The sequence below is a fragment of the Odoribacter sp. genome (genome assembly GCF_985060555.1).
Genome location: NZ_CFKYFN010000014.1, coordinates 66,861 through 76,121, shown reverse-complemented (window position 1 = coordinate 76,121; position 9,261 = coordinate 66,861). Strand labels below are relative to the sequence as shown.

General features: G+C 43.2%; 11 protein-coding genes. 5 read left to right on the top strand and 6 right to left on the bottom strand.

Annotated features, from left to right (window positions below; translation table 11 throughout):
- From AC5RDS_RS02065 to AC5RDS_RS02050, 4 genes are all read right to left on the bottom strand, one after another.
- On the bottom strand, window positions 1–234 hold a 234-nt coding region (locus AC5RDS_RS02065; protein ID WP_494222190.1), incomplete at its 3' end, for a PD-(D/E)XK nuclease family transposase.
- Window positions 235–680: 446 nt separating this feature from the next.
- Complete coding sequence (locus AC5RDS_RS02060; protein WP_494222189.1) at window positions 681–1,697, bottom strand: RES family NAD+ phosphorylase; 1,017 nt, start codon at window positions 1,695–1,697, stop codon at window positions 681–683.
- A gap of 9 nt (window positions 1,698–1,706) precedes the next feature.
- Complete coding sequence (locus tag AC5RDS_RS02055; protein WP_175315979.1) at window positions 1,707–2,657, bottom strand: sce7725 family protein; 951 nt, start codon at window positions 2,655–2,657, stop codon at window positions 1,707–1,709.
- Between the two features lie 3 nt (window positions 2,658–2,660).
- Entirely contained in the window at window positions 2,661–3,617 is a 957-nt protein-coding gene (locus tag AC5RDS_RS02050) for a sce7726 family protein (protein ID WP_288792412.1), read from the bottom strand.
- Between the two features lie 282 nt (window positions 3,618–3,899).
- Here AC5RDS_RS02050 and AC5RDS_RS02045 point away from each other — a divergent pair, with 282 nt between their 5' ends.
- Genes AC5RDS_RS02045 through AC5RDS_RS02030 form a run of 4 tightly spaced genes read left to right on the top strand, consistent with a single transcriptional unit; the run spans window position 3,900 to window position 5,975 of the window.
- A complete protein-coding gene (locus tag AC5RDS_RS02045) occupies window positions 3,900–4,535 on the top strand; it encodes a DUF6266 family protein (protein ID WP_175315981.1) in 636 nt (211 codons plus the stop codon).
- A complete protein-coding gene (locus AC5RDS_RS02040) occupies window positions 4,532–4,864 on the top strand; it encodes a 3TM-type holin (protein ID WP_288792414.1) in 333 nt (110 codons plus the stop codon). The genes AC5RDS_RS02045 and AC5RDS_RS02040 overlap by 4 nt, the downstream gene beginning before the upstream one ends.
- A 21-nt stretch (window positions 4,865–4,885) precedes the next feature.
- Window positions 4,886–5,452: an N-acetylmuramoyl-L-alanine amidase gene (locus tag AC5RDS_RS02035; RefSeq protein WP_013611421.1), complete on the top strand. Its 567-nt coding sequence runs from the start codon at window positions 4,886–4,888 to the stop codon at window positions 5,450–5,452.
- A gap of 31 nt (window positions 5,453–5,483) precedes the next feature.
- Window positions 5,484–5,975 carry a hypothetical protein gene (locus AC5RDS_RS02030; RefSeq protein ID WP_217773794.1) on the top strand — a complete coding sequence of 164 codons (492 nt, stop codon included), beginning with the start codon at window positions 5,484–5,486 and terminating at the stop codon, window positions 5,973–5,975.
- A gap of 157 nt (window positions 5,976–6,132) precedes the next feature.
- On the opposite strand, the gene AC5RDS_RS02025 is transcribed toward AC5RDS_RS02030, so the two are convergent.
- Both AC5RDS_RS02025 and AC5RDS_RS02020 read right to left on the bottom strand, forming a co-directional pair.
- Entirely contained in the window at window positions 6,133–7,026 is an 894-nt protein-coding gene (locus AC5RDS_RS02025) for a helix-turn-helix domain-containing protein (protein ID WP_046404730.1), read from the bottom strand.
- A gap of 8 nt (window positions 7,027–7,034) precedes the next feature.
- Entirely contained in the window at window positions 7,035–7,940 is a 906-nt protein-coding gene (locus tag AC5RDS_RS02020) for a helix-turn-helix domain-containing protein (protein ID WP_046404733.1), read from the bottom strand.
- Between the two features lie 227 nt (window positions 7,941–8,167).
- Between AC5RDS_RS02020 and AC5RDS_RS02015 the strand changes: the two genes are divergently transcribed.
- A complete protein-coding gene (locus AC5RDS_RS02015; protein WP_217773796.1) occupies window positions 8,168–9,229 on the top strand; it encodes a DUF362 domain-containing protein in 1,062 nt (353 codons plus the stop codon).
- The last annotated feature ends 32 nt before the right edge of the window (window positions 9,230–9,261 follow it).

Here is a 9,261-nt window from a genome sequence, read left to right as displayed (position 1 = left end):
GTTGTTGTTCTGAATCTCGAAGAGAATCAGGGTACCTTTGGAGTCCTCGGCAAGGATGTCGACGCGGTTGTACTTGTCGAACTCGCTTTCCTGGTTGCTTTCGCTTTCGAGAAGTTTCCGGATGGTGATTTTCTCGTTGAGCAAGGTGGTCAGCAACCCTTCCAGTACGGAAAAGTTCGCTTTATCCCTAAGTAGGCATTTCATCGCCCAGTCGAAACGGATGTAATTGGCCATGGTTTTCAGTGTTATATACTGCAAAGGAATGGATTAATTTTGAATTAGGCAAGGAGGAGAGTGTGTCTTTCCCTGTCAATTATCATATTTTACTAAAATTCGTCACATGTGATACTTTTGGGGAAGTAAAGTTATATATTCTTTCTCTAATAAGAGAAATACATCAAGAAAAAACTCGGACTGAAGCCGTTACTTCGGCAATAAATTAACCGTTTGATAAACTAACCTGTTGTGGATGATTTGCCGGTCTAAAAAGCGTCAGGTTAGGGATTACTCCTTATTCATCTCCTATTCACGCCCTATATACATACGTCGGGGATAAGGTGTGAATAGGGTATGAATAGGAGGTGTAACGGCTATGTTACCTGTCTTCACCCTGTTTTCTCCTTGTGTGGAGCATTGTTTCAATGTTTTCTGCAAAACTTTTGATGGGCGGGAGTGACAAATTATTTTCTATCAATATCAATTCGAGTTATTTCATGCGAATCCACTCTTATGCATTTTGCCGCAGACTCATCAAATAGAACATAATTACGTCCCCCTTTATGCAAAGAACTTTCAAAAGTAATTCCATCTGCAGTAGCTCCTTCTGAATCAACTATACGTCTGCAATATTCACAAATAAGTTGTATGGGCACATATTCTATTTCAGAATCATATCTGCGAAGTGGTTTTGATAGATCAGAGCTTATTGCTTCAATAACTTTCTTTTTAATAATAGTTTCTTTTAAAGGGACACTACCATCATTGTATGATAAAAATAAATTTACATCATATACAAAATCTATTAGCTTCAAATCTTTTTCTATTCTGAATGTACCAACACTCAATTTATCTAAATACACAGCACGAACTTCAAAATATGTGGTTTTAGCAGAGTCACTCAAATATAAATACGGTATTCCGATAGGATTGGCACGACCAGCTGTAGTTAATTCTTTTGGAGGGCATCCCATTTTATCCCATTTAATCTTTTTCTGACCAATCGGAGTAACACGGGAGCGATATAATTTTTGACCAATATGTAAACTTTTTCCTGCTGTAAGATATTCATATTGAGCAAATTCATCCATGTTGGTAAAAAAGCGAGAATTCTCTTTAACACTGTTTTTTAGCCTATCCCAAACTGCAACACGATCTTGGATTTCATTTGTGTAATCTACACAAGTATCTATAGAGTAGTCCAAATGGGATGTAGATATAATATCAGATAATAAAATTTTTGCAACATCTTTATCTTTAAAGATATGCCACTCGTCTTGAATAATATCAACTATTGTTTTGTTGCTGTTATCTGTTAAGGAAAATAGTGAAAGTAAAGCATTAAAGAAACCATGAAAATCTGAGAAGTCCATTAACTTTCCTTCTTTTCCACATACATCACATACGCCATTGATAACAGCATTGGCATTTATTTCGGAACGTAATTCTTCATCAAGAAAACAATCTTTACATATATACATACACAGTTATTATAAAGAGAGAATTAGTTCCAAGTGATTCTTTACAGATAATTTTTTCAAATATCCAAGACCTGGGTAGCCATCGGAAGCATCAGCTTTTTGGATTATTTCTTTAACCGCTTCTGTCTGATTTTTATCTTCATAGAATGGTGCGACTTTCTTTGCAGCTTCTCTGAATTTTCCGCGAATATCACTATTTGTCTCATTGCTATCGGAAACAAAATGATGAACATATAATTGTTCCTCGTTCTTTCTATAGGAAAGGTGAATAACTAAAGCGTATGGCAGCATGCCTCCTTCTATATATTCAGATGGTAAGGTCGTGTAATCTGAATATCCATCTAAATGGCCTTCTTCTTTATAGAAAAATGGTTCCTCAGAAAACAATTCATCTACTTCGAGTGCATAGTCTGCATTACGAACCCTTGATTTGAAACAGTCATCTAATCGAATGATTTGTTTTCCCGTTTCCTTTAATTTACTTCTTAATCTTCTTGAGATAGTAGAGCCGAATGAGTTTACAATATATCCGATAGATGGATTATTGATTATCTCCCATGCATTTTCATCATCCATATCCATACAGGTACGGAATATAATCATAGCACGCTCAAACTTATACTTATCAATTATTGATGGTATTTCATGAGCATTACGTTTGGAATAAAGAAATGCAGGAATCCAACTCTTCTTATGATCATTATCCATTAATTTTTCATTCAGCGACCATGCATCAAAATGAACTGTAGGGTGTTTGAAATCCCCATCTTTAGGATTTAAGATAAGTGCAAATTTTAATCCGTTGGCAAGTATCTCATCTATAGCAAGATCTAATGCATTAGGCTGTTGTTTTACCGGCTCTAAAATGGGTGTTATTGAATCTTGCCCTTTATGTTCTGCTGAAAATTCTCTTAAAGCCTTAAGCTCATATTGTTTTGCACGAAGATATGGATAATACATAATTTATGCATGATTTATGTTGATGTTCAATTGTTTCAATAATTTATTCGCCTTATCTTCCGGCAAATTTAAACTTAGCATCATTTGTCTGATTGACATAGGGTATTTCCGTAGTAACGATGTATTGTTTTTACGCTTTTTTACCTCACGCAAGAAAAACTCCCTAACCTTGCCTGAATCTGCATGAGAAATAACATTGTAACAATATGTATACATATCATAACCTGCTACTCCATCCAAAGAAACGCCTAAAGACAATGTGATATTCTTATATTCGTCTGTTCTAAGACAAGACATTAATGTTTTAGGTTCAAAGTGTTCGTTCTGATATACCGATCTGACTTCCTTTAGAATAATACGTCCATTATCCCGACTCATTGTTATAATCCCAGTAGTGGGTTCGACTATATTATAGTATTCTTCTAATCTGTCTTCTGGAACAACTAAATAGCATTTATCAAAAAAACGTTTATAGTCTTCCATTTGTTTATCTAACCTTCGAGGTGTATCATACTCGGTTTTGATTTCAAACGCCTTACTCTCTCCATTAAACATTACCATATCAGCAATAGAGTTCCCGACTCTGAATTCGCTGAAATAAACCGAGTCTCTTGCGCCATATTTTTTTAGAAGAAGTTTTATTAACTCATTTTTATATACATACTCACATCTGTAGTATTTAGAGATTAAAGAATATGACTTTTTGAGTAGCTCAAAATATGTAGTGCATTTTAAAGTATCATATTTTGATGCCAACCAATTAAAGTGTGAATAGTCATTGTAATTTAAGACATCTACAAATGCACTACGAGAGAAAGCTGAAGATAAATCCTTTAGTTTAACCCACTCTTTATTTACACTTGTAGTAACCATATACAAAACACCTAATTTAAAACTATATTGCAAAGGTACAAAAATATTTTGTAAAATGCAGAATCCCATTGATAAAACGTCCTCCATATGCAAAGAGCGTTTCTCCTGTTTCATTTTCCGTATAGGGCAAATGCCGTGCCGATATAATATTTGGACGGAGAACCGATGCAGTGGAGCAGTGTTTCAATGTTTTCTGCAAATATCGTCCGGATACCCGGATCTTATTCCATATAGGATTTTCCTGTCTTTATATACGTATTTCCCTGTCTGTATAATAGATTTTGAAAGGGGGAGACGATGGTGCTACTTTTACTTCCGAAATTTGATTCCGGCCGGGATCTTGTGTATAACCTATTAAAACAAAATGTTATGGCAAAGAGTGAAAATGTGATTCGGGGCCGTATCGGGAACATGATTTTTTACCGGGTGAGGGGAGTGACCCGGATTCGTTCTGTTCCGTTGTCGGCGGTCAGGCCGGATGCGTTGAAGTGCCGGACCGCCCGGTTGCGTCTGATTGCGGCAGTCCGGTTTTATCAGCGTTTGCAGGATACCCGGTTACGGGATATCTGGCGGCTGGCGGCCAAAGATACGGCGATGAACGGGTATAACCTGTTCGTGAAACAGAACATCTATGTGTTCAACGAACGTACGCTTTTCGATCCGGCCCGGTTACTGTTGGTGTTCGGCACTCTTCCACCGATGAATTGTCTTGAATTGGCGGAACAGACAGGGCGGCGTATAGTCCTGACCTGGAAAAACAGTCTGGAGCCGGCGGGTGTCCGGGCAACCGACCGGGTGGGGGTGGTGGCTTTGTGCGAAGGGAAAATGTATTCGCCCCTTTGGTTGGATAAAGCCGTGAGTTACCGGCAGGAGCAAAGGGTGGCCGTAGAGTTGGAAGGTTTGCCGGCGGGGACGGTCCACCTGTATTGTTTTTTCGTTTCGGCAGACGGGACGGCTTATTCTCCCGGCAGTTATTTGTGTATTCATTTAAAATCTGACGTATGAAAGGAATAGTGGAAACCGTGGCCGGTGTCATAGAACGCCTGTCGATATCTTCGACCGAGAAAAAACGGTTGAAGCAGGAACTGGAAACTCTTTTGGTGGATTATGAACGGGAACATTTGCAGGTGCAGTCGGGCGTGCTGCGCAGCGAGGCACAGGGCAACTGGTTGCAGCGTTCGTGGCGTCCGGTGATTATGCTTGCCTTTACTGTGGTCATACTGGCGGGTATGTTTACCGATTTGCCCATGCCGGAAGATACCTCCCGGTTCTGGGATTTGCTGGAAATCGGATTGGGCGGATATATCGTCGGTCGTTTCCGGATGAGAAAGTGATAAATCTTATTATTGGCAATTATGGAAATCTTGAAACATCGTTTGGTGGATGGTGGCGTGCAGCATCTGGTTTGCCGGAAAAACAGCCGGAAGCTGTCAGGTCCCGATATGATTGTGGTGCACTACACGGCCGGGACAAGTGCACGCACGGCAGCCGAGTTCCTGGCAAAAGAAGAAGTGAAAGCTTCGGCGCATTTGGTCATTGGCCGGCAGGGCGAATTGTTCCAGCTGGTGCCTTTCGATACGGAGGCCTGGCACGCCGGGCGGAGTTGTTATGGCGGGCGGGCGAATCTGAACCGTTATTCCATCGGCATCGAGTTGGATAATCTGGGGCGTTTACAGTGGCAAGAGGGGCGTTTCGTGGCGGAGTGTGGCGTGGAAGTCGCTCCGGCGGATGTTTATGTCGACGATACGGGTGAATTGGCGACTTTCTGGCATCGTTATACAGAACGGCAGAAAAGGCTGCTCCGGGAAATATGCCGGTTACTGAAACAACATTATCCCATCCGTTACGTCGTAGGACATTCGGATATCACCGACCGGAAACAGGACCCCGGTCCTGAATTGCACGGATTTATGTGCAAGTGATTCATTATGTTAAACTTTAAATTTAAAAATCATGGCAGAATTTAATTCTTATTTGTTGGGCAAGGTTACCAAATCGGTGGGTAATATTACGTTGGTTTACACCAAACGTAAAAATATCGCGAAAGCGAAAGTGTTTAAGCGGAAAGACAATCCTACGCCGGAAATTCTGGAGCAACGGGCAAAAATGAAGACTCTGGTGCAGTTCGGCAGGCGTATATTGCCTGTTGTCCGTAAAGGTTTTGCCGGAGTAGGGCGTGGTACGGCATTCAATGCCTTTGTCGCGCTCAATATGGATAAAGTATCGTTCGGTGCCGGTTCGGTGGCAACGATAGATTACGGGCGGCTGTTGCTGGCTTCCGGTTTGCAGCGGGTGCGTATCGTTGCTTTGAATAATCGCGGTGTGGCGGGCGAAACGGAATATGCCTTACCTGAAGAGTGGGAAGCATCGAAAGTGGAGGCGTATTGTTTTGCCACTTCCCCCAATGGACGGATGGTGTCGGACAGCATGCATTTAACGGTCTGAAAAAAGAAAGGAAATGGAAGAGGGTATAATGACCGGTAATGCAGCGGGCGGTCTCCGTGCAAGGCCGCCTCCGCCGCTCTTTCCGGTAAGAAAGTCCACCCAATTCTGCATCGTCGGTCGATGAGGCATGCGGAAATGGTTTTGTAGAATGATCTGATTAATTTGAATACCGGTATTCATTAGGAGCGATGCCCGTAATTTTTTTGAATAACAGACTGAAATATTGCACACTGGTATAGCCTAACCGCCGTGCTACGACGGCCGGGGTGTTTTCCGCTTTGAGCAACATCCTTTTAGCCGTTTCAAGCCGTCGCAGTTGGAAATACTCATCCAACGTCTTGCCGGTTTCGAATTTCAACAAATCGTTGAAATAAGGGACGGATAGGCCCAGTCCTGTGGCACAATATTCCGATGTAGGCAACAGAGCACCCTGTAACCTGCCGGAGGCGATATAGTCATCGAGCAGGGTTTCCAACTCTTCGAGCACAGTCTTGTTCTTATTCTCGCGTGTGATGAACTGCCGCTCGTAGAAACGGGTGCAATAGTCCAGCATCAACTCGATATGCCGTGAGAGAATGGTTGCGGTGTGCGTGTCGATGGAGTGGTGCAGTTCCTCTTCGATATTTTCAAGACAGCACGTAATGGTTGCCGTTTCCCGTCCGGACAAGTGTAATGCCTCTTCCTTGTTATAAGAAAAGAACGTATAGTTCCTGATATGATTTTTCAGTGAGGTACGGTACAGTAAATCGGGATGAAACGCCAACAGCCACCCTTTGTCCGGTAACACGCCCGCTTCGTTCATGCGGAAAATTTCCCCGGGTTTGAGAAATACCATCGTGGCATTGGAATAGTCGTAATACTTGCGACCGCAGCAGCCACAGCCGTCCGGGCATTCCTCGATGAGCAGCACGGCATAGAATTCGAATTTCACGGCTTCCTGCTCCAAATCCGGGTGTTCCAGATTGATGATACTTGCCTGGGGATGCAGTGTTTTACATCCCAAACGGCGGTTGCATTCACACACGCTCTTTATGTCCAACGTCTTTTTCATCTGTCCTTTCAGCCAATCATCTTTGCCCGGTATTCATTCGGTGTGCATCCGGCCCGTTTCTTAAACAGGCGGCACAGGTGCTGCGGATATTGGAATCCCAGGGAATAAGCTATCTGGCTTACCGTATCCTGGGTGCCGGATATACGGTCCTTTGCCACTTCGATTATTTTCTCCTGAATATATTCCTGCGGAGTCTTTCCGGTTTCTTTTTTCAGCATGTCTCCGAAATAATTGGATGAGAGACACAATTTGTCGGCGAAGTGTTTCACCGAAGGGAGTCCGTCCCGCTCGGCGGCGGATCCTTCGAAATACTCGTCCAGCAACTGCTCGAAACGGGTCAGCACATCCCGGTTGCTTTTGCTGCGCGTGATAAACTGCCGTTCGTAAAAACGCATGCAGTAACCGAGCAGTAATTCGATATAGGTAGCAATCAGTGTTTTACTATGCTTGTCTATATCATGCTCCAGTTCTTTCCGTATGATTTTCAGACAATCCAAAATGATAGTCTGTTCCTCCCCGGATACGTGCAACGCTTCGTTGACTTCATACGAGAAAAAGGTGTAGTTCTTTATCGTTTTATTCAATGACGTGCCGCGAAGCAGGTCGGGATGGAAGATGATGCCATAGGCATCGGTTTGTATATGCCCGACTGTCGGCGTCGTCTCTGCTGTTTGTCCGGGAGCGAAACAGACGATGGTCCCTTCTTCGTAATCGTATTTCTGGCGGCCGTACTTGATGTCGCATGCCTTTTCCAGTTTTAAAAACAAGGCATACACTCCGTAATTAAAACGTATGGTGCCCACCGCGCGGGTCGCTTCATTGAGATTGATCACACTGACCAACGGATGCAGGGTTTCAAGACCGTACAAACGGTTGTACTGATCTACATGGTCCAAATAGAGTATCTTATCCATATTCTCTATGTCTTTATTTTTCACTGTACAAAATTAGAGGATGATACGGATAATCCCATAACCCCGATTACAGATAATATAACCCTGGCTACAGATTTATGCCGTTTTTTCCGGAAATCATGTAATTTGGGTTATCATATCTGTAATTCATCTACACTGTATTTTCAGGTATACGCTTAACTTTGTATCAGGAATCTGAAACTCTGAATCAATAAAATCAAATGACAATGAAACGAATATCAACTATTATGATTGCAAGTTTGTTAGTTATGGGAACGACTGCCGTAGCACAGTCCGAGCCGGTTCCCGGGAAAAACGGTAATAAGTATGTGCCTTACGAAGAGCGTACCGGCAACGAGTCCATCGTCTATTTCACGCGTAACCTTAGTGCTGAAGGACTTATCGAAGCATATGAACAGGTAAGTGCGGACATCAAGGGACATACCGGAGTGAAGCTGCATACCGGGGAGCAGAACGGACCGAACATTATCCCGCGGGAATGGGTTAAAGCCCTGTTCCGGAAAGATTTGTCTGATGCCAATATCGTTGAAACCAATACCTATTACGAGGGCGACCGTTATACCACCGAACAACATCGGCGGACATTGGAAGTGAACGGCTGGACATTCTGTCCTGTAGATATTCTGGACGAAGAAGATACCCTGACATTACCTGTTCACGGTGGTAAATGGTTCGGAAAAATGTCAGTAGGCAGCCATACTACCGACTACAACTCCCTGGTGGTGCTTACCCATTTCAAAGGACATACACAAGGCGGTTTCGGCGGAAGCAACAAGAATATCGGTATCGGCTGTGCGGACGGGCGGATCGGAAAGGCCTGGATTCACACTACACCGGGACAGGATAACCAATGGGATATCCGTGAAGAGGAATTCATGGAACGCATGACCGAATCCACAAAGGCTGTCATCGATTACTTCGGCAAGCAAATCACGTATGTCAATGTGATGCGCAACATGTCGGTATCGTGCGATTGCGAGGGGGTGAATGCCGCTCCTGTCGTGACCCCGAATGTCGGTATCCTTTCTTCTACCGATATTCTGGCTTTGGACCAGGCATGCGTGGATTTGGTATATGCCATGACCGAAGCCGAACACCATGATTTGGTGGAACGCATCGAAAGCCGTCACGGGTTACGCCAGTTGTCATACATGAAGGAACTGGGGATGGGCAATGACCGTTACATCCTCATCGACCTGGATAATGGTGGCAAGCGCATTACCGCCGCGGAAGCTGTCAAGGGTCTGAAACCGTTTGTCAAGGAGTAAATGTATTTGAAAAAACATATAAATAGATAAAC

What these genes read in the sequence shown, in the direction of transcription:
- AC5RDS_RS02060 (WP_494222189.1), bottom strand. Translation starts at nt 1,697, where the DNA reads ATGTATATATGTAAAGATTGTTTTCTTGATGAAGAATTACGTTCCGAA.
- AC5RDS_RS02055 (WP_175315979.1), bottom strand. Translation starts at nt 2,657, where the DNA reads ATGTATTATCCATATCTTCGTGCAAAACAATATGAGCTTAAGGCTTTA.
- AC5RDS_RS02050 (WP_288792412.1), bottom strand. Translation starts at nt 3,617, where the DNA reads ATGGAGGACGTTTTATCAATGGGATTCTGCATTTTACAAAATATTTTT.
- AC5RDS_RS02045 (WP_175315981.1), top strand. Translation starts at nt 3,900, where the DNA reads ATGGCAAAGAGTGAAAATGTGATTCGGGGCCGTATCGGGAACATGATT.
- AC5RDS_RS02040 (WP_288792414.1), top strand. Translation starts at nt 4,532, where the DNA reads ATGAAAGGAATAGTGGAAACCGTGGCCGGTGTCATAGAACGCCTGTCG.
- AC5RDS_RS02035 (WP_013611421.1), top strand. Translation starts at nt 4,886, where the DNA reads ATGGAAATCTTGAAACATCGTTTGGTGGATGGTGGCGTGCAGCATCTG.
- AC5RDS_RS02030 (WP_217773794.1), top strand. Translation starts at nt 5,484, where the DNA reads ATGGCAGAATTTAATTCTTATTTGTTGGGCAAGGTTACCAAATCGGTG.
- AC5RDS_RS02025 (WP_046404730.1), bottom strand. Translation starts at nt 7,026, where the DNA reads ATGAAAAAGACGTTGGACATAAAGAGCGTGTGTGAATGCAACCGCCGT.
- AC5RDS_RS02020 (WP_046404733.1), bottom strand. Translation starts at nt 7,940, where the DNA reads ATGGATAAGATACTCTATTTGGACCATGTAGATCAGTACAACCGTTTG.
- AC5RDS_RS02015 (WP_217773796.1), top strand. Translation starts at nt 8,168, where the DNA reads ATGAAACGAATATCAACTATTATGATTGCAAGTTTGTTAGTTATGGGA.